A 20,729-nucleotide genomic window follows, 5' to 3' on the forward strand; every position below is an offset into this window, starting at 1 on the left:
TTTATTTTTAATGTAATCCGAAGCGATACAGCATACCTCGCAACAATATGCCAGAATATAAGCAACGTGATTTACAGGCCATTATACCGCAAAATGGTGTTCGGCTGTTCGCAACCAGTACAATAACTGTTCGCTTTTGATACAGTGGGGTAAAACAGTCATTCCTTCATAAAAAATTGTTTGCCATAGCTTTGTAATTATGGTATAATTGTAGTGAAGAATGTTGCATAGAACCCGAAATTTTTTAAATTAAGTTATGTTACTGAAGAATGCTACCATACTGGTGATTGACGACGACGTGGATGTGCTGACTGCTGTGCGCTTGCTGCTGAAAACAGAGGCAAAAGAAGTAGTAACAGAAAAGAACCCCGAAAATTTACGCTGGTTATTATCGAAGCAACAGTTTGACGTGATCCTGCTCGATATGAATTTCAATAGTTCCATCAATACCGGAAACGAGGGGTTGTTCTGGTTGAAGAAAGTAAAGGAATTTAAATCGGAAGCGGCTGTAATTATGATCACAGCCTACGGCGATATTGACCTGGCCGTACGCTCGCTGAAAGAAGGGGCCGCGGATTTTGTGGTAAAACCTTGGCACAACGAAAAGCTGATCATAACTATTAAGGATGCGTTAAAAAAGAAGGAAGGCAAATCGGCAACGCCTGCCCTGCGCAGCAACGATTCTATTATTGGCACCGAACTGCTGGGCGAGTCGGAGATCATGGCCGATATCTTTTATAAAATAGAAAAGATAGCACCTACCGATGCCAACATTTTAATATTGGGTGAGAACGGTACGGGTAAGGACCTGATCGCAAAAGCCATTCACCAGCAATCGCTGCGGGCAAAGAAGGCCTATGTAAAAGTAGATGTGGGGGCGCTTACCGAAACCCTGTTTGAGAGTGAGCTGTTCGGTCATAAAAAGGGGGCATTCACCGATGCGCGGGAAGACAGGGTGGGCCGGTTTGAAGCGGCTAATGGCGGTACCCTTTTCCTGGATGAGATCGGTAATATCTCCCTGCATCAGCAGGCCAAATTATTAAGCGTGTTACAGAACAGGCAGGTAATAAAACTGGGTACCAACGATCCGGTGGCGGTCGACATCCGGCTTATTTGTGCTACCAACGTTCCCTTAACCGAGCTGGCCAATGAAAACCGTTTCCGGAAAGATCTTATCTATCGTATCAATACGGTAGAGATTATGGTGCCGCCATTACGTAAACGGGGCAACGATATTATTTTGCTGGCAAGGTATTTCAGTCAGCTGTACAGCAATAAATACCTGAAACCGGTAATGGAGTTGGATGATAAAGCGATAGAAAAACTGCTGACTTATCATTTTCCCGGTAACATCAGGGAATTACAATATACCATCGAGCGGGCAGTGATCATGAGCGACGGGCATGTGCTGCAGGCAACGGATCTTATATTCTCACCTATTGAATCCAATATGTCGCAGGAAAAAGAACCCGATGAACTAAACCTGAGCGCTGTAGAAAAGAATACCATTCTGCACGTGATTGAAAAACACAACGGGAATATTACCCGTGCCGCAAAGGAACTGGGGTTAACCAGGACGGCGTTGTATAGAAGGTTAAGTAAATACGACATTTAAGTAAATTGATAACGTTTCCAATTGACAAGTGAGTGGTGAGCGGTGAATAGGCTCGCGAACTTTTAGGAGTCTGAATTGTCGGCACTAACCATTGCAGCTTAAAAAACAAAACGATCACTTTAAATAACTAGCTTGTTCTATAAAAGATTTGAATGGCGGATCCTCTTTCAGGTGATATACTTATTTATCACCCTGGCCGTAGCTTCATTTTTACTGGTGAAAGGCCGGTATGAATTACTGGTGATTATGGTGCCGCTGATTATTTATGGCATAATTGCCATCTATCGCTTTCTGCGAAAGGCGCATACCGAATTGAACCAGTTTGTTGAATCGGTCCATTACCGCGATTTTTCCCGTTATTTCGATGTGAAGCATGCGCCGGTAGAGCTGCAGCCATTGCGTAAAGGGTTCAACGAGATCAATTCTACGTTTAAAGTAATCAGTAAAGAAAAAGAAACGCAGTTCCAGTACCTGCAAAAAATACTGGAGCTGGTAGATACAGGTATTTTATCGTACCGCGAGCACAATGGCGAAGTGGTGTGGATGAATGAATCGTTGAAACGTATGCTGCAACTGCCGTATTTGAAAACCATTCATTCGCTGGCCCGCCGCGATGGGGAACTGTACCGGCAGGTGACTTTATTAAAACCAGGAGAAAACAAGATCGCTACAGCGCATACCGAGAAAACCTCGTTTAAATTATTGATGTCTGCCACGGCTTTTCAAACCGATGGCAACAAGTTTAAGCTGATCGCTTTTCAAAACGTGAGTGAGGCGTTGGATGAAACCGAATCAAAAGCCTGGCAAAAGCTGTTGAGTGTAATGACGCATGAGATCATGAATTCCATTGCGCCTATTTCATCATTAGCCGAAACATTGAAATACCGGCTGCAACAATTTGCCGTGCGGCCTGAGCTGGAATCGGGCTCCATGGACGACCTGGAGTTGGGTATTGATACTATTAAAAGAAGGAGTGAAGGGTTGTTGAAATTTGCAGAAACATATCGCAACCTGAACAAGATCACCACGCTGAACCTGAAGAAAATTTATGTGCGCGATCTGTTCGAGAACCTGCATCACCTCATGCAACCCACCCTTGACCAGAAGAATATTGAAATGGAGATTATTTTAAAAGATCCCGATCTGCAGCTGGATGCCGATACCAACCTGCTGGAGCAGGTGCTGATTAACCTGGTGGTGAATGCTATGGAGGCCGTAAAAGAGCGGGAAGAGCCGCGGATTATTCTCTCCGCCTATTTTGCCAATAACCACAGAACGGTTATTAAAGTAGCGGACAATGGTACCGGAATGCCCGAAGAGGTGGTGGATAAAATATTCATTCCATTCTTCAGCACCAAGAAAAACGGCAGTGGGATCGGTTTAAGTTTATGTAAGCAGATTATGATGCTGCACAAGGGCAACATTCAGGTACAATCCATAGAAGGGCAGGGGACTGCGTTTATGATGCAGTTCTGATAACTACAAACTCATTGTTACCCGTTTAGCCAGCCAGCTGTCTTTTACCGGGATCAGCCATTTATTTTCCAGCTCCTCTTTTGTTTGAACCAGGTTGTTGAAGTAAAGTGTATCCGGGGAAATGAAATTGTTATTGACGGCATATTGCAATTGCGAAAGCGGCAGCATTTGCACTTTGTCTTTTACCAGGAAAGAAAGCATTTGCCGGTCGAACATATTTACCTTGAACAACTGCTCGATTTGTTTAATCAATCGAACCGAACTATCGGTACTGCAGCCGCTTACGCCGGTAGCGCGCTCATCGGCCATTAGGATAATAAACTGACCATAGAACAGGTTGCCATACCCTTTTACCGGGGCGCCATGCGATTGCCAGTTGGCGGCGAAATTATTCAGCAGGTCTTCCACATGCAACGCTTCACTCATCATAAATAACCGGCTGCTTTGGTACACCCATACTCTTGAATCCGGAGCAAAATCGGCAGGTATCAGTTCTTTGTAGTCTATCATAGTGCAAAATTAATACAAATCAATCAGATCGCCTTCATGGCAAATTGATTGTTTAACGTTATAAATCACTGTAATTACAACGTATTTTACCAGTAAAAGTTTATTGTAGTAAAAAAAGAGGGGCGGCTAGCGTTTAAACCAATAAATAGGATATAAACCCAATAACAATATTATGGTGAGAATGAAAAGTCTTACAATCCATCTTTTCTGCCTGGCAATGATTTTATCTTTCTCTTCTCATGTTTTATTATTCATGGCCATTAAATTTTTAAGCAAGATTAGTGTTTGAATAAATTGATGGCGTATAAGCCCATTATCATTGTAACCATGGATATAAAAATGGCCAGCATCCATTTTTGTTGGGAGAGAGAATGCTCCTTTATTTCATTGCGAAGGCCATGAATTTCTCCTGTTATTTCATTGCGAAGGCCGTGAATTTCTCCTGTTAATTCTTTGCGAAGGCCATGAATTTCTCCTGTTAATTCATTGCGCAATGCATGAATATCTTCTTTTAATGCGAGGCATTCATCTTTAACGAATACCCTGGTTGCTAATATTTCAGTTTTATTATTCAATTCGTCTCTTACTTTTATTTCAACAAATTGGGTAAGGCATTCTGCTTAATTTCTACCCACCTTTTGCGCCAACACCTCATACAGCTTCGTTAGGGTTATATTTTCCATTATAGAGTAGTTCTGATTAGTATACCAAATATAATAAAAAAATATAAAACGAATCGCTGAAATGGTAAATATTTTAGCAAAGTTGCTAAAGTATAAAGTACAACAAAAAGGGCCATCACTTAAAAGCGATGGCCCTTGCTATAATGTATTCGTTTAAGTTTACACGTTAAACCTGAAGTGCATTACATCTCCATCCTTCACTATATATTCCTTACCCTCAATGCGCAGTTTACCGGCTTCGCGGCAGGCTGCTTCCGAACCATAGGTAATATAGTCGTTATAGGCAATTACTTCCGCTTTGATAAAGCCTTTTTCAAAATCGGTGTGAATAACGCTGGCGGCCTGTGGGGCTTTCCAGCCTTCGTGGATCGTCCAGGCGCGAACTTCCTGTACACCGGCAGTGAAATAGGTTTGCAGGTTCAGCAATTTATACGCCGAGTGGATCAGGCGGTCCAGGGCGGGCTCGGTCATTTTGTATTCTTCCATGAACATCTGCTTGTCTTCGGGGGCTTCCATTTCACTGATCTGGGCCTCGATACTGTTGTTCATGATGATCACCTGTGCGTTTTCGCCTTTAACAGCTTCCTGCAGGGCAGCAGAGAATTTGTTACCGGTATGCATACTTGCTTCATCCACATTGGCAACATACAACACCGGTTTTTCGGTAAGCAGGAACAGGTCGGCAATGGCCGGACGCTCTTCTTTGGTAAGTCCCAGCCCGCGGATGCTTTGACCTTTTTCCAGGTGTTCTTTACAACGTACCAGTACGTCGTATTCAGCCTTCAGCTTGGGGTCAATGCGCGCCTGTTTTTCAACCCGGCTTATTTTCTTGTCAACACTTTCCAGGTCTTTCAGCTGTAATTCTATATCAATGATCTCTTTATCGCTTACGGGGTTAATGGCGCCTTCGTCACGTAAAATGTTCTCGTCCTCAAAACAGCGGATCACGTGAATAATAGCATCCACTTCGCGGATGTTACCCAGGAATTTATTACCCAGTCCTTCCCCTTTGCTGGCGCCACGCACCAAACCGGCAATGTCTACAATTTCAATCTGGGTAGGAACAATTTTATCGGGGTGCACCAGTTCTGCCAGTTTATTCAGGCGGGCATCGGGCACATCAACCAGTCCAACATTCGGATCGATAGTACAGAAACGATAGTTGCTGGCCTGTGCTTTAGCACTGTTACTCACTGCGTTAAATAAGGTTGATTTCCCAACGTTCGGTAATCCGACAATTCCTGCTTGTAAAGCCATTTTCTTAGTTTTTTGTTCTTTGTGCTGGGTTCTAAGTTTTTGGTTTTGAGCCTTTAATTCTGAGTCCTTGATTTTAAGGAACTTAGAACTTAAAACTTTGAACTTAGAACGGTTTTAGGCGGCGCAAAGATAGGGTATTACCGGGTGATAAAATATGGCCGGATTCCTTTATCTTCAGCGCTTAATCTTATTTCCCTTATGGCATTGAGTCGCATCTGGAGCGCCTTTATTCTGATATCCATTTTTGTTGCTGTTATCAAGTTTACCGCTACCGGTGAAAAGCAGATCTTCAGTTCCATGGTGGTAGGTAAAAAAGGCGATTCGGTGCAAGTGAAAGAAATGCCGCTTTCTGCGGCTGAACCCTCGCTGAAAGCCGCCCTTGACACCAGCGGCCGGGTGGCGGCGGGTGACCTGGTTTACCATAGGGAGGGGGATAAGGCGGTGGCTGTACGGGCACAGGCTGCCAATGGAATTATCGATACCTGCTGGGATGCAGTTGACCTGTGTCTTAAATTAATAGGGGTGCTGGCGCTGTTCATGGGTTTAATGAGCATTGCCGAAAGGGCAGGGGGCATTAACCTGCTGTCGCGGATCATTGGTCCTTTCTTCTCCAAATTGTTTCCCGAGGTGCCCAAGGGGCATCCGGCCATGGGCCATATGATCATGAATTTCTCCGCCAATTTACTGGGACTCGATAATGCGGCTACGCCCTTCGGGCTGAAAGCCATGCAAAGCCTGCAGGAGCTGAACCCTAAAAAAGAGGTGGCTTCCAATGCCCAGATCATGTTCCTGTGTTTACATGCGGCGGGTTTTAATATCATTCCGGTAAGTGTAATTGCCATCAGGGCGGCCCAACACGCCAGCGATCCTACGGATGTGTTCCTGCCCTGTATGATTGTTACGTTTGTGGGTACTATGACGGCCATGATCCTGGTGAGTATTCGGCAAAAGATCAGGTTGCTGCAACCGGTGATAATTGGTTGGGTGCTGGGTATTTCTTTGGTAGTGGCCCTGCTGGTTTTGTATATCACTACCCTGGATACCGCCGGCGTTCAGTTTTTTTCCAGTGTATTAAGCAATGGGTTGCTGCTGCTGGTGATCCTGCTGATCGTATTGGGCGGACTCTATAAAAAGATCGACATTTTTGACGCCTTCATTGATGGGGCCAAAAATGGTTTTGATACAGCCATCCGCATCGTTCCATACCTGGTGGGTATTCTGGTGGCGGTAAGTATGCTGCGTACCAGCGGTACTTTCGACGTGGTGATCGATGGTATTAAAAACTTTTTTGCTTACCTGGGGGCCGATACCCGGTTTGTAGATGGGCTGCCTACGGCGTTAATTCGCCCATTAAGCGGCGGAGCTGCCCGGGGTATGATGGTGAGCGCCATGATGGCAAAGGGGCCTGATTCGTTCGCCAGCCACATTTCCGGCATATTCCAGGGCGCTGCTGATACTACTTTCTATGTAGTGGCCGTGTATTTCGGCGCAGTTTCTATAAAGGATACGCGGTATGCCATCGGCACCATGTTACTGGCCGACCTGGCAGGGATAATTACCGCCATTGCCCTGGCCTATATTTTCTTTGGACATCTTAATTAGAACTGGCCGGTTCATCGCCATTGATGGCGGCAAACAGGGCTACGATGTCTTTATCGAGCTCCACGATCTTATTGTGTAATTGAACGTGTTGATCGAGAAAGGCGGCGCGCGCTTCATACATTTTGTCAACGAAATCGATCAGCTCACAAAATGCCCCTCTGAAGTCATCAAAATTCTCATCCAGCGTGCAGATATCGATCTCCATGTTTTTGTAATCTTTGATGATAGGGGAGAAGTAGTTATCGTCGAACACATCGAACAACTGTTCCAGTTGTTCCTGTTGTTTTGCAACGGTGGCATACTCCTGTTCTGCAGCCCGCAATCCATCAATGTAGGCATCGTAAGTGTGATTAAAGTTATGCAGCTGCGTTAGCAATGGCTGGGTATCGTAACAAACGCGTTCGCTTTCATCAATCGATTCTATCTCCGTATCTGTAAGCGGACCGCCTTCCTGCAGGTAATGCAACATGGGCGTTAGTAAAAGGTATTCGTTTTGCAGGTTATTAACGAGGCCCTGGCATTGTTGCAGTATTTTATCAGTGCCTGTATAATAAGTGTGTAACCGGGTCAGTACGTCTTTATATGCCTGTGACCCATTGTGCAGCTCCACATATTTTTCTATCGCCTCCTGTTCCAGCGCGCTTAAAGGCGCTTCACTTACATAATCCAGCTTAATAACATGGAAAGGGTGGTCAATGATCGTTGGTTTCATACGCACCATTTTACGGTCTTATAAAGCTACCGAATATTTGATGTAACCGGCATAAAAAGTTCCCGCCTTCATTTTCAAGGTGTTTGGTGTACACGAAATGCAAAAGTCCCCCGGTACATCGGGGGACTTTTTATACGTTATAATACCGTTGACCGTAATACGAAAATTACCAGTTCGGATTTTGCATGCTGCTTTGCATATCGAGTGGGTATAACAGGATCTGGGCCGTTGGAACCGGTGACAGATAATGTTTGTTATCCAGGAACACCCTTGAACTGGCTGCATCATATACCATCAGATACCCTGCGGCATTCAATTTTATTGAACTGTTGGCCGGAACTTTGGCGCCCAGGGTGATGTCGGGGTTCGTAGTGGTAGTCATCTTCTGGCCTTTTTTCCAGCGCATAAGGTCCTGGTAACGGAAGCCATCCATCATCAGTTCAACCCTTCTTTCACGACGGATTTCCCAAATGAGGGAGGATACATCTGCATCTTTATTAGGATCGGTAAAACCAGGATCTACGGTCAATGGCGCTACGCCGGCCCTTGCTCTCAGTTTGTTAATAGTATTATCCAGATCGGCCTGAGTTATTGTGCCCAGTTCGGCAGCCGCTTCTGCATAATTGAGATATACCTCTCCTAAATAGAACAGGGGTGCATCGGTAAGATTCTGGTTGGCTCCGGTTTGAATGATCTTCATCGTATTCGTATCTGGCAGGAACTTGGTAACCCTGTAACCTGTTGTTGAACTAAGGGTGTTTTTCACATGCCCCTTGTAATACAGATCGGTTGTATCGATGGAGAGTTTTAACCGTTTATCGCGGTTGGCCAGGGTGTTATTAAGACTGGCATCGCCCTGGTATAAAGCAGACAATGCGATCGGTTTTCCATCAGCACATAAATAAGCATCTACTGCCGATTTATTGATGCCACTGATGATGGTGCTGCTGTATAAATAGTTGATGGTAGAATGCGCGAGGTAAGTCGCTTCGTATCTTTTATACAGCAATACTTCTTTGTTGTTGTCCAGCTTATCGGCATTATAAATGCTCTGGTAGTTTGCGTTAAGCGCATAAGCGGGCTTTAACAGGGCGCCGGCGGCATCTTTGGCTGCCTGCAGAAATTTATTGGCATCAGCTGTAAGACCCAGTTCTGTATGATATTTGCGATAGGTGCCTTCATATAAACAAACCCTTGCTTTAAGCGCCAGCGCCACATCTTTGTTAACGGTATTCACCTGGTCGGTAACACGTAAATTGTTAACCGCGAAATTCAGATCTTCCAGAACGCTATCCATAACCATTTTCCGGGGATCGCGGGGTTTATACAGTTGAGCGCTGTCGCCTGCATCTACTGAACGACCATACCAGGGTACATCACCAAAGTTTTGCACCAGTCTGAAATATTGCAGCGCACGAAAAAAACGGGCAATACCCTTCCAGTGATTCTTTGCTTCATCGTTCATGGGTACAGCGTCTATGCGTTCCAGCATAATATTTGCCTTTCGCACCATGGTAAACGTCCAGTCGCCATTGGTTGCCGGTGCTGTTGCCGCATAGGGAGTGAGCGTACTCGCACACTGGTCGTCGTTGAAGGTGGTGAAGTAAAAATCGCCATTGGTACTGCTGCCATTACCAAAACCGGGAAACATATTATAGAACTCCCAGTTATAGGTGCGTACATTGTTTTCGTTCTTCCAGAAATCAGGATCCGACAATGAATCCAGGTTGGAAACATCGATATACTTTTTACACGATGTACCTGCCAGTAGCAGCAACAGGTACAAAAAAGCCTTATTTAATTTCATATACAGAAATTATAATGATTAGTTAGATGGTTAGTAGGTGATCTGAATGCCAAATGAATACGTACGGTTGAAAGGATATACCCTGCCTGCATAAGAAGCAGCAATGGCATTATCCGTCATTTCCGGATCGATAGGTGCACCTACATTTGAAATCTCAGCCAGGTTCTGTCCGCTCAAATAAAACCTTACTTTCGTTACCTTATATTTTGAAAGTATACTGGCTGGCATGGTATAACCGATTGATACGTTCTTCAACCGGCAATAGGCCAGGTTCATCAGGTATTTTGTTTGGGGGAAAAAGTTATTGCTGCCTGCTGATAAACCGGCAATACCGCCTGCATTACCAGGGAAAAGGGCCGGGTAGCGGGCGTTTGGATTGTCGGGTGTCCAGTAATCCAGTTGATTCTTGTATAAGATATCGAGGCTCTGGTACATGGGCAGCACGGTATTTCCAATGCCCCACCAGCTGCGTTGGCCAACACCCTGAATAAAGATGTCTACATCGAAGTTTTTCCAGCTGCCGCCAATACGGGCGTTATAAATATAACGGGGTTGGGTATTGCCTATCACTTTCAGATCGCCATGATTGGCCAACGTCATGCCGCCGGCGCTAACAGTGTCGTTCCCATCCAGGTCTTTATATTTGATGTCTCCTGCGCCCAGCACAAATTTGCTGTTTGTTATCAGCTTCTGTTGTGAAGGCGATTTGGCTACATCGTCTGCTGAGGTAAAGTACCTGTCGGTTTCAAAACCCCAGATCTCACCATAGGTTTTTCCTTTATAGTTAACGGAGTTTATGATCGACATACTTGGGTTATCCCATTTGGTAAACACCGTTTTGTAGTCGCTGAAACCAAGGGTACCATAGATTGCAAATTCTTTTGCAATAGTATAATTGGCATCGATGTTTATTTCATAACCACGGGTACGGAAGTTACCGGCATTTATCTTTGGGCCGGAGGCGCCGAAAGTAGCAGGCACCGAGGTGTTCTGGATCATTCCTTTGGTATTGCGCTCGAACCAGTCAACCGTAATGCCAATGTGATTATCGAGAATGCGGGCATCCAGACCAAAATCGAGGGTGCTTACCCGTTCCCATTTTAAATTGTTGGGAACAGCTATTGGTTGTTGAACGCTTTGAGCAGAAGTTCCTGAACTGGTTACCCAGTTTGCCGTAGTACCCGCCATTACCCGTTGATAAACGCTTTGGCCGGTTGTGCTTACATCCTGGTTGCCCAGTTCTCCGTAAGAAGCACGGAACTTCAGATCGCTTACATACGGTTTTGAAAAGTCCATAAAATCTTCCTCGCTGATGCGATAGCCAACAGACGCGGATGGGAAAAATGCCCAACGGTCTTGCGGCGGGAACAGGGAGGAGCCGTCGTAACGGCCATTCAGTTCCAACAGGTATTTTTCTTTATAATCGTAGTTGATGCGGCCAAAATATCCGGCAAATGCTTTTTTACCGTGTCCCAGGTTGCTCCAGCCAATAGGAACGCCTGCACCGGAACTTCCTGCGGCCTGGTTGCCATAAGCTGTATTGAACTCAGCCTGTCCGGGATCCAATAAGCCGTTTTTGCTGGCAACAAAGGCTATGTTCTCATCGTCTTCGGCATTGAAACCGCCAATCAGTTTCAGGTTATGATCGCCAAATTTATCAGTGTAAGTGGCAAAACTGTTCAGGGTGTTAACCTTTACGCGGCCACTGGTATAGTTTAGTACATTCTGTGAGGCTGAGGAAATATCTGTCAGGTTAAGCGCACCGGCTGTCCAGTAATCCCAGGCAATAACAGGGCCGCCTGCATCATTACGTAACTGGTTGTCGCGGCCTATAGTATAATCGGTACGGATGTTTAATTTTTTGGTGATCTTGATGGTAGCGCCCAGGTCTAAACGCTGATAGTTACTGGTAGCTTTGCCTTTGCTGGCAGCAGCCAGGTACGCAGAGTTGGTACGAAAATATTTACCCTGGTAGGTGCCATAAGGAAAATAAGCGCCCCAGCGCCAGAAATAATACCAGTAGTCCTGATAGCTGTACGGATAATCATATTCGTAATTGCGGTACAGGGTTTTAACACTTACATCGAGCCAGTCGGTAACGCTGGCATTAACACTGGCGGTTACGTTGTATTTTTTTACGGCTTCCGGGTTCATTTTCATGATACCGTTATCCTTACTGTATCCGGCTGAGAGGTAATAAGAAATTTTTTCGCTGCCACCGGTAATACTCAGGGTATGCAACTGGGTCTGGGTGAATTTTTCCAGCATTTCTTTTTTGGGGTCCCATACTTTATAGAAGTAGGTTTTGCCATCTGGCCGGATGTCCCAATCCTCACCTTTTACCATCTCCAGTCCGTTCTTACCGGCATAATTATTCTTCCAGTTAATAATGCCTTCTCTCAATGTATCCAGGTTCATCCCAAATGTTTCCGGTGTCATTCCCGCTCTTTTCGCCGCTATGGAAAGCCCCGCTAACTCATCAACGGGGTCGGCAAAGTCGGGAAGAATGGTTGGTTTGTTCCAGCCAAAGTTATTGGTGTAGGTAATGGCGGCCTTTTGATTTTTGCGGCCCGATTTTGTTTTAATTATTATTACCCCAAAAGCAGCGCGGGCGCCATAAATAGAGGCAGATGCCGCGTCTTTCAGCACAGAAATGCTTTCAATGTCCTGGGGGTTGATGATGGAAAGATCGTCTGTTTGCACGTTGTCAACCAGGAGCAGCGGGCGGCCGCTGCCGTTAATAGAACCAACACCGCGGAGTGCTACGCTGGCGCCGGCAGTTAAACCACCACTGCCGTATTGAATAGTTAAACCGGGAACAATACCCTGTAACGCCCTTGTCGGGTCGTTCAGCGGCTTGCCGCCAAAGGTTTTGTTTACATCAACAGCTGTTACGGCGCCGGTAAGGTTGGCTTTCTTTTGGGTGCCATAAGCTACTACCACCACCTGGTCCATGGCTGCATTAGCTTCCAGTTCAATCTTGTAAGAAGTTGTTCCGGATGTAACCGTAACTCTTTGGGTCTTAAACCCGATATGAGATACTTCAAAGAATTCGTCGCCATCCAGGGTTAGGGTGAATTTCCCGTTTACATCAGATACCGCTCCTTTTTTGCTTTTGCCGGAGAGTATGTTTGCACCAGGAAGAGGGAGTTGTGATGATTTGTCGTACACCTCCCCGCTTATTGATTGTCCGAATGCAGTACCCATAAAAGAGCTGCATAGCACAATCAGTGCAAGGAAATAGGCTTTTCTCATAAAGTGTTAATTTATTAGTTAGTAGGAAAGTGCATATACGCAAAGGCGTAACAGTTCTGGTTTTTTCTGTTGACTGGAGATTGAGCTTTGAGGGAGTAGCAGTTTATTACAGCACCTGAATGCCGGCGTCGATGTACGGTTTTAACACCGGTGAATCGGGTGGCAGTTCAGTGATCAATATGTCTATGTCTGAAATGTTGCAGATGTGAATGGGCTGCAGGGTGTTGATCTTTTCTGAAATGGTGCAGCACACTACTTTTTGTGAAGAGTCGATCATGATCTTCTTCAACTGCGCGATTTCCCAATCGTTTTCGGTGGTGCCGCGTTTTATATCAATAGCATTGATGCCCAGGAAGCACAGGTCGGCATTTATATTCCTGATTTTGGCGATGGCTTCTGCGCCAATGGTGATTTTGGCATTCTTCGACACGCGGTCGCCGATCATTACCACTTCAATATTGGGATGTTGCATGTATTCGAGAATGGCGGGAATACTGCCTGAAATAAAGGTGGCGCGTAATGCCGGAGGAAGGGCCCGGGCCATTTCAATAATGGTAGTGCCTCCGCTGGTAAGCACAAACATGCCATCCTGGATAAGGGCTGCGGCTTTTTGCCCAATAATCTTTTTCTGGTCCTGCGAATACACGCTTAAACCGGAATAAGTCACGTCGTTAAAAGAATGCGAAAGGGCGCCACCATGAACTTTAATGAGTTTGCCTTCTTCATTCAATTCCATTAAATCGCGGCGGATGGTGTCTTCCGACACCCGGATCTCATGACTCAGCAGGGAAGAAAGTACTTTATTGTGCAGGTTTACCTGATGCAGGATATATGCCTGACGTTCTTTTTTCAGCATAATCTGTTAGTTGGTTTCAACCCAAATATAACAGGAATACGGCATAAATGCGCAAAAACAGGATTATTTATGCGTGATTAGCGCAAAATAAAGCGCTGAAATGGCTATTTTCTTATTATTAATGCGGGTATTTGCGTTAATGATATATGTAGGACGTATGTTTTTAAGATTGGGCCGCAGGAGTTGACAAGGCAAGTTAGCCGGGTTAGGCGTGTTGATAGGGTTGATAAAGTTGACAAAGTTGATAGCGGGGCGTGTCATTACCGGGGTTGGTTCTGGTAAGCTCCTCCATTGTGTCGCATTTGATAAATATGTGTTACGACGGTATTCCCTACATGTTTCGATCCTATATAGGAACGAGACATATACGAGACATATACGAGACATGTACGAAATATGTACGGGACATTGGTAATACCGGTACGAACCCCACCCGGAGATGGGCAGAAACTACCGGCCAATGAACCGGCAAACAGAGAACTTAGAACTAAGAACCTGCTATTCTGGTTAACTGATCAACTCGTTAACTGACCAACAGTTACTTCAGTGTATACCGGATGGTAAGTGCAAAAGCGTCGGGAACAAAATTGATATCGGGGAGAATGTCGAGCTCGGGTTTCCAGTCGAGTGAAAGATTGACCGGTACATTGGGGAATTTATAATCGAGGCCAACAATACCGGTAGGGCCCAGGTAGGTATCGCCATCCTGAAAACCTACATAGGCGCCGCCTCCGAAAAACCAGCTTAAACCAGGTGTGCTGAATTTGTTGTGTACCTCCAGCAAACCGCCAAAACCAAAACGGTTGCCCCAGGAGATAAGCGCTTCCAGCGCTGTTTTATCGGTAGCGAAGTATTTAACGGAAACGCCGCTGCTTAAAGTGGGCGAGGAGTTGCCCAGCCGCACACCGGCCGCCAGGCGGTAGTCCTGGGCGGAGGCCCGTTGGCATACCAGTAAAATGAATAATATAACGGGCAGGGTTATGGAGATTCTTGTCATTAAAAACAATTTTTAATTTTCAATGATTAAATACAATCTCTACAAACAGCTGCGGGGCGTATACGGCTGGCCGTTCTGCACGCACCAAACCGTCATCAGCTGGTGTATTGATCAATGGTTGAGTTGATAAAAACGAAAATAATGCCAAATGTATTGATTAACTGATCGTTAATGTAATACAAGGGCTTTTTAACTTATAATTAGTTAGTCTTCGTTCTTCTCCCTGCTTTCAAGAAAGGCTTTAAAGAAGCTGTTCACTTTGCTTTCCTTATAAGCTTCTTCCCAATAAATACCGGAAAGATCTTCTGCCGCCTCCAATGACAGGCTGCCGCTTGTATAACCGCCGGCTATTCCCAGGTAGCCAGAGCTGTCATCGTCTTCCAACATTACCCGGTACAAATAGAAGGTATAGCTTTTGCCTTTGTATTTGGCAATCTTCTTTGCCAGGAAGGTGATCTTTTTTATTTCATTATCGTCTGCTGCTGCCTCATAAACGGTTGCCTCGCCAAAGGCCTGCTGCGTGGCATATTGCCGGGGGAACAGGGCCGTTTTCTTCAGATTTTTCAACTCTTCGTAAAAGTTTATCCTGAGGTTGGCATCGGCTGCCAGTTTCAGGATTTCTGCCGCTGGTACCAGTTGTTTGTTTTTGATCAATTGCATCACGGCCCATTTTTTAACGTAATTGTCCTTTACCGTGAGGTAGCTTTTTATAAGATTATTTCCGGCGGTGCTGTTAAAGCTGCCGATTACCTCAAGCAGTTCGGAAACTGAGATGTAGTAATCCTTTTTTTTGAAGGCAGGAATGTATTTTCTGGCAGTTTGAATATAGTCGTTGGCTGCCCCGGCAATCTGCTCCTGTTTTATATACCCGCTGTCTCTTAACACCAATGCCAGCTCTGCTACCAAGGTGCAGCTGGCGCTGTCTTTTGCCAGTTTTTGAATGGTTGAAAAAATCGGCGCTACCAGGCTCAGGCTGTCTTTGAATGCACGTATAGTGCTGTAGTCGAGACCTGCTACCGGCGCATTGTATTTTTCCAGCAACTGCGCCAGGCAGGTATAGCTTTCCTGCGTGTGAAAAAAAGCCAGGGTGGTAAGTGCGGTATTTTTAAGATATTCTTTTTCGTTGGTAAGTGAAAGGTATTGTTGTTTTATAAATGCAATGGTTGTGGAATCTTTTAACCCGCCAAGTGATTCTGCCAGCCGCAAATTGATCTCATCTGACAGGGTATCTGTATAAGGTGAAAGGTACGGTTTCAACAACGCCTCCTGTAAGGCCGGTACATCCTTCTTTTCAAGTTGCCTGTAATCCATAGCCTGGAATGCTTCCGCGCTTACCAGCGAATCTTTACTGGCCAGGTCATGCAACAGCAGCGCCACTTTGGATTGCGTTATAAAGTGGCTGTTTTGTACCGGGATATGAATGGTGAAACTATTCAGAAATGCGGTAGCATCGGCATTGTTTACAAAGTCCTTATCACCCTGGATAAACAATTCATACACCAGGTTGCCGTGCAACAGGATGCGCCTTCTTTTATAACTGTAGTCTTTAACCGTTAACAGTTCTTTGGCAGGCTGGCCGTTGAATACGATGTCTGTTTCGCTTATAAGGCTGTCTTTAGAAGCGTATTGCTTCACGGTAGTTTTCCAGAACAGGCTGTCATGTTTATACCAGGTGTATTTTGAAAGAGTATCGGTGCTTACGTAATATGAACTGGCGGTTGCTGAATCGAATGAAAATCTGAGACTGCCAGGTTTATTGGGATTCATCCGGAATGGACCGGGTGCGAGAGCCGAATAGGAAGAATCTGCCGACATACAGGTATTCCAGGGCTTAACAGGCGCCGGGATAGCACGCAGGGAGGTGAAGATATTTTGGGTAACAGGCGCTTGCAGGTGAACCGAGTCGGAGATCACCATCAACACAATATTACGGTTGTTCTTTATCAGTGAAACGGCCTGCATGTAAATGTCTGGCTGAGCTGCATTGGTGCCCTGCAGCCGAAGGCCTTTATACCCGGCCATTTGAACGGAATCTGTTTTTATTTTGGCAAATTGCTTCTCCAGGTTGGTAATTAATTGTTTGTGCACCAGCGTATCACTGTTGAGATAGCGGCCGGGCGCCACATCTTTTGAATATAAAAAGATGTACATGCCATTGACTATATCGGTACCGTTAAATCCGGTTATATGCCAGCCATCGTGATCGGCGCTCAGTTTTTTATTGTACGTTAATTCGGCAGGCGTCATAAAACTGATGCCCATTACCGAATCAACAAACGGTTTTGCGGCAGCCGATACCGGCAACTTTTTGGTAATGGTGAATGAACTGAAAAAATGCTCGGCATCGGGTGAAAGGAGCGTTTCCTGTTTAAGCCCGGACATAAAAGCCACGTACACTACATTCTCATACATAAATGCCTGCATGCGCAATTTCTCACCCAGGGCTATATGCTGGTATTCGTTGCCTTCAATGCCATTGTTGTATACTTTTTTTGCAGTGAGTTTTTCGTCTGTACGGAACATCCTTTGTGCCATCCGGAGCAAAAGACTGTCTTTATTATCAACCTTGCGTGGGCTGACTACCGCCATGGAGGCATAACTTGACAGGTTGAAAAGATCGATCATGAATTTCATTTCTATGATCCCAAATAACTTCACGTTTGCGGAATTGCCGGGCATTGAAACTTTATAAAGCCCATCCTTATCTTCAGTTTCCGTCCAGGGAAGTTTTACTTCTTTGAATGTATAGTCGTTGGCATTGATCTTTTTAGTGGAGAACACCGGTTCTACATTGAAACCACGTTTCTGTAAAAGTTGTATAACCCCGCTGTCGCCGGGTAAATGGGCAGCACCAACGGCAATAAACATGGTGCGCAGGGCGGAAAGGCTGTCGATGCGCCGCGCCATTTTCACGTTCCGTTTTATCAGCAACAAATCTTTGTAGCCAGGTGATTGATCTTCAGATATTGCTTCTATGCCGTTAAGGTCCTGGTTGCTGTAGAGGTTCACCATCCGCTCCATCATCTTATTACTGGAAGCATGGATATAAGTGGTATCGCCTGCCAGCAGATTGTCGATGTCTGATTTATCAACCAGCTGATCGAGCAGGCCGGCCTGGTCTGACAGATCTTCTACACCGCCCACCCATTTGCCCTGGCGCCGGGCTATATTATACAGGTAGGCATCGAGGAAAGTAGGCATTTCGCCTTTTGCCATATACTCACGAAGCCATTTGTTCTTTTCCGCTACCACATCGCCGGTGGTTATTTCGGAGGCCGGCTTTTTAAACTTTTTGGCCAATGCCTCACTGTATTTCTTAAAATCTTTTTCGTTCAACAACTGCTTCAGCGCGGTACCTTCTGCTTCATTAACCGCTTTGTTTACATAATAAGCGGCCATTTCGTCGGGATTCACTTCAATAGCCAGCCCGTCAGATTTTTCAATGGCCCGGTATACCGAATCGCCCAGATTGAACAGGCGTTTATCGGTAAGGTGCATGGTTCCGTATAAATAAGATGGTTGTTTGAGCCCTTTGCCGGTGATGCGCCATAATAAGGTTTTGGGTAAAGATTGCTGGCTGTACGTGCAGGTGTGTACGAAGAATACTGCCAGCAGGCAGCATACGAAGGAAAGTCGGGGCATATGTAAGGGTTTTGGTCTTATGATTTTTTTCTGCGAATAGCAGCCGGTTCAGTTTTATCGGCTGGTGGGGTTGACGGCGCTGCGGGTTGCTTTGACGGCTGGGTCGGTTGGTCAACCTTTGGTTGTTTGATGATGCCGGGCGCAAACGGCGTTTTTACGGGAATACTATCCAGGTGCAAACTGTCTACCAGGGTACTATCCATGCCGGTGCTGTCCGTTAAAGTGCTGTCATTGATGATGACAGCTTTTTTAATATCCTCAAACAACTCATATTTTGTTTTTGGCCGAAGGCTTTCGAGCCATTTAAAGTTGCGAAGCGTTTTGTTTTCGTCTTTAGCCTGTTTTATGGGGTACATCGTACCGTTTACTTCGCTGATGAAAACTACTTTATTCAGTTCCTTGTTCTTGAACCGCATGTCGATGATATCGCTGGTAGCGTTGTTAACACCAACCAGCTTGCCTTTATCATCCTTCACATAATAAATGCTTTCTCCATTGCCCGTTGCCCGCATATAATCCATTTCGCCATCCTTGAAATAACCATTCAGGCGGTTTCCTTTTATCTGGTTATACATGCCGGCGCCCAGGGAATCACTTTCATTGATGGCAAAACCATTCTCGAATACATACATTCTATCTGGTTTCTTATTCTTCGTGTACAGATAGATGGTATCGCCGGTGATCTGGCTTTTGCTGGCCCATAACACGGGGTTGGTATATAATCTGAATGCGGAATCCTTGCCCGAGTACCACAAACTGTCTGATACTGCCTGCATGGAATCGGAAAAAATGCGTACGTGGTGCCAGGCCTGGAAGTAGCGGTCGGTACTGTCGTTTTTGTTTTCTTTTTCAGCAGGCTTTGCTGGCTTGCCGGCAACCGCCTTTGTTGGGGCAGGGGCTGGAATATTTTTAAGCACTGGCTTTTTAACCAGCGCGGTATCTTTTATTACCGGTTTATCTGCTTCGCGTGATAATGTAACTACATCTGTTTTTACCGGAACTTTTATCAGCGCCGTATCGGTTACTATCTTTTTGGCAGAATCGGCAATTACTTGCCTGGCAGCGTTGGGTTGCTCAGGGGCTACATCTTTGATCTCAGGTTTTTTCGCCACCACCGTATCGATCACCACCCTGGGATGCCCGGTGGTTGAATCTATATTTACCGATAAGCTGCTTATGCTAGTATTTTTAACAACGAGATTCAGCGTCCTGGGCTGTAGCTTGCTGATATTGGCGCTTGCGGTGACTTTTTTAGCCGCAGAATCTGCCGCCGCTGCTACCTGGTTAAGTGAATCGCGAACCCGTTTGGCTTTCATCATGGCTTCAAACATACTCAACCGGCCCGATGCAAGGGTATCACCTGTGATGTAGATGGAATCCTTGTCCTGTTTTATAATTAACAACGGACGCTGGGTAGCCCAAAAGGAACCTTCCTGGTTATTGGCTTCAATATAATTGGCCAGTACCGATACGCCCTGGGCGGTATCTACATACACGGCATTGCCACGCAAAATACTTTTGCCTTCGTTATCGTTGTCTACCTTATCGGCTGTAATGCGCACCGCCCCGTCTTTCAACGTGGGCCGTTTGCCAAAGGAGGCTCTTCGATTTTGGGTATCATAAAACCCTTCGCTGGTATTGATGACCCGTTTTGAACTGTCGACAATAGTAGTGGGAGCAATAAAAGTGGCAACCTGGGTATTGGTGTTGTATAATAATGAATCAGTTTTTAAGGTGTATTGCGGGTCTACCAGGTCTACATTTCTTTTAAAATATACATCCTTCAGTTCTTCGTAATAGGTGCCATCTTTACTGGTTAATACCGATCCCTTGTTAACGAGTTTACCACCATTGTGGTATTCGCCAATCTTCAGGTTCATATCATACGTGAGGTCGTTGGTAGTGAGAACGCTTTTGCTATCAGTTAATGACACGTTGTTTTTAAGGTAGGCCATTTTGGTGTCCAGATAGTATTGCAGGTACTGCGATCTGATGTGCACCGTGTCGTTATCTATGATGTGCACATTGCCAAAAGCTTCAATAAACCGCGTTTTTTTATTGAGCACGGCGCTGTCGCAATTGATTATTGTATTTTCCTGCTTTAACTGAACATTGCCGGCCAGCATTTGCAGGTCAATTGAGTCATTGCCGATGTGTTTATAACTCAACCGGTCGGCATTGATCAGCGTTACTACTTTCATAGTATCTGCGCCGGGCCGGGTGGTTATTACCTGGGCGTGTATTTTACCAAAAGACAACAACGCTACCAGGGTAACTATCAGCGGCAAACCCACATTTCGTATCATTGATAAAGCTT

General features: G+C 45.4%; 13 protein-coding genes. 3 read left to right on the forward strand and 10 right to left on the reverse strand.

Features of this window, described 5'->3' with window-relative positions; translation table 11 throughout:
* Positions 1-256: 256 nt before the first annotated feature.
* Both NIAKO_RS05950 and NIAKO_RS05955 read left to right on the forward strand, forming a co-directional pair.
* Positions 257-1,615, forward strand: coding sequence for a sigma-54-dependent transcriptional regulator (locus NIAKO_RS05950; RefSeq protein ID WP_014217497.1), 1,359 nt, complete (start codon positions 257-259; stop codon positions 1,613-1,615).
* A 132-nt stretch (positions 1,616-1,747) separates the two neighbouring features.
* Entirely contained in the window at positions 1,748-3,091 is a 1,344-nt protein-coding gene (locus NIAKO_RS05955; RefSeq protein ID WP_014217498.1) for a sensor histidine kinase, read from the forward strand.
* Between the two features lie 3 nt (positions 3,092-3,094).
* Here NIAKO_RS05955 and NIAKO_RS05960 read toward each other — a convergent pair whose 3' ends face one another.
* The 3 genes from NIAKO_RS05960 to ychF all read right to left on the reverse strand — a co-directional run bounded on the left by NIAKO_RS05960 (position 3,095) and on the right by ychF (position 5,541).
* The gene (locus tag NIAKO_RS05960; RefSeq protein WP_014217499.1) at positions 3,095-3,601 is read right to left on the reverse strand and encodes a hypothetical protein; all 507 of its coding nucleotides are present in this window, start codon (positions 3,599-3,601) and stop codon (positions 3,095-3,097) included.
* A gap of 278 nt (positions 3,602-3,879) precedes the next feature.
* The gene (locus tag NIAKO_RS05965; protein WP_014217500.1) at positions 3,880-4,176 is read right to left on the reverse strand and encodes a CCDC90 family protein; all 297 of its coding nucleotides are present in this window, start codon (positions 4,174-4,176) and stop codon (positions 3,880-3,882) included.
* 267 nt (positions 4,177-4,443) lie between these two features.
* Positions 4,444-5,541 (reverse strand): redox-regulated ATPase YchF, encoded by a 1,098-nt coding sequence (gene ychF / locus NIAKO_RS05970; protein ID WP_014217501.1) that lies wholly within the window; start codon positions 5,539-5,541, stop codon positions 4,444-4,446.
* Positions 5,542-5,739: 198 nt separating this feature from the next.
* Here ychF and NIAKO_RS05975 point away from each other — a divergent pair, with 198 nt between their 5' ends.
* A complete protein-coding gene (locus tag NIAKO_RS05975) occupies positions 5,740-7,143 on the forward strand; it encodes a nucleoside recognition domain-containing protein (RefSeq protein ID WP_014217502.1) in 1,404 nt (467 codons plus the stop codon).
* Here the strand turns inward: NIAKO_RS05975 and NIAKO_RS05980 are convergent.
* The 7 genes from NIAKO_RS05980 to NIAKO_RS06010 all read right to left on the reverse strand — a co-directional run bounded on the left by NIAKO_RS05980 (position 7,136) and on the right by NIAKO_RS06010 (position 20,718).
* Positions 7,136-7,855 (reverse strand): hypothetical protein, encoded by a 720-nt coding sequence (locus tag NIAKO_RS05980; protein ID WP_014217503.1) that lies wholly within the window; start codon positions 7,853-7,855, stop codon positions 7,136-7,138. The two genes, NIAKO_RS05975 and NIAKO_RS05980, sit on opposite strands and share 8 nt — an antisense overlap.
* Before the next feature lie 166 nt (positions 7,856-8,021).
* Positions 8,022-9,662: a RagB/SusD family nutrient uptake outer membrane protein gene (locus tag NIAKO_RS05985; protein WP_014217504.1), complete on the reverse strand. Its 1,641-nt coding sequence runs from the start codon at positions 9,660-9,662 to the stop codon at positions 8,022-8,024.
* Between the two features lie 30 nt (positions 9,663-9,692).
* On the reverse strand, positions 9,693-12,917 hold the full coding sequence (locus tag NIAKO_RS05990; protein WP_014217505.1) for a SusC/RagA family TonB-linked outer membrane protein: 3,225 nt from the start codon (positions 12,915-12,917) through the stop codon (positions 9,693-9,695).
* 106 nt (positions 12,918-13,023) lie between these two features.
* Positions 13,024-13,773, reverse strand: a complete 750-nt coding sequence (locus tag NIAKO_RS05995; protein WP_014217506.1) for a DeoR/GlpR family DNA-binding transcription regulator — start codon at positions 13,771-13,773, stop codon at positions 13,024-13,026.
* A gap of 538 nt (positions 13,774-14,311) precedes the next feature.
* Positions 14,312-14,770: a hypothetical protein gene (locus tag NIAKO_RS06000; RefSeq protein ID WP_014217507.1), complete on the reverse strand. Its 459-nt coding sequence runs from the start codon at positions 14,768-14,770 to the stop codon at positions 14,312-14,314.
* A 204-nt stretch (positions 14,771-14,974) separates the two neighbouring features.
* Positions 14,975-18,412: a TraB/GumN family protein gene (locus tag NIAKO_RS06005; protein ID WP_014217508.1), complete on the reverse strand. Its 3,438-nt coding sequence runs from the start codon at positions 18,410-18,412 to the stop codon at positions 14,975-14,977.
* Positions 18,413-18,429: 17 nt separating this feature from the next.
* Positions 18,430-20,718, reverse strand: coding sequence for an OstA-like protein (locus NIAKO_RS06010; RefSeq protein WP_014217509.1), 2,289 nt, complete (start codon positions 20,716-20,718; stop codon positions 18,430-18,432).
* Positions 20,719-20,729 lie beyond the last annotated feature (11 nt).

This window comes from Niastella koreensis GR20-10 (assembly GCF_000246855.1).
Classification (GTDB): domain Bacteria; phylum Bacteroidota; class Bacteroidia; order Chitinophagales; family Chitinophagaceae; genus Niastella; species Niastella koreensis.